The organism is Methylobacterium sp. CCH5-D2, from assembly GCF_001556475.1.
Lineage (GTDB): Bacteria > Pseudomonadota > Alphaproteobacteria > Rhizobiales > Beijerinckiaceae > Methylobacterium > Methylobacterium hispanicum.
On the sequence record NZ_LSIX01001102.1, the window covers coordinates 1 to 724 of the forward strand.

At 73.2% G+C, this 724-nt stretch carries 1 protein-coding gene; it reads right to left on the bottom strand.

Annotated features, from left to right (window positions below; all coding sequences use genetic code 11):
• On the bottom strand, positions 1–724 hold a 724-nt coding region (locus AX737_RS29670), incomplete at both ends, for an alpha/beta hydrolase (RefSeq protein WP_156454045.1).

Here is a 724-nt window from a genome sequence, read left to right on the forward strand (position 1 = left end):
GTTCCCGGGGGCGGCCGTGTTGCGGGCCCGGGCCGTCGCGATCAGCACGCCGAGGGCGCCGCAGACCTCCAGGCTCATCGCGCGCGCCGGCGCTCCGACCGCGTGTGCGTTGATCAGCGCGTGCGTCGCGCCGGGGAAGCGGCGCAGCGTCACCGGCACGCCGGCCTGTTCCAGCCGCCGGGCGTAGTCCTCGCCCTCGTCGCGCAGCGGGTCGAAGGCGGCGACGCCGACATAGGCCGGCGGCAGGCCGTGCAGATCCGGGGCGAGGAGTGGCGAGACGCGCGGATCCAGCGCCTCCGACGGGTCGGACAGGTAGAGGTTCTTGTACCACCGCATCTGGGACGCGGTGAGGAAGAAGCCGTCGCGGAACAGTTCGTAGGACCGGCTCTCGCGGGACAGGTCGGTGACCGGCATCAGCAGGACCTGATAGGCCGGAACCGGCATCGTCCCGTCGCGCCGGGCCCGCTCCGCCGTCACTTGGCTGACCACCGCCGCCAGGTTGCCGCCGGCGCTCTCCCCGGCCACGCCGACGAGGTTCGGATCGCAGCCCCAGGCGGCGGCGTGGGCGACCGCGTGGTCGAAGGCCGCCACCGAATCGTCGAGACCCTTGGGGAACCGGTGCTCGGGCGCCAGCCGGTAATCGACCGACAGGACGCAGATTCCGGCTTCGGCGACGAGGAAGCGGACGAGCGAGTCGCAGGCATCCAGCCCGCCCAGCACCCAC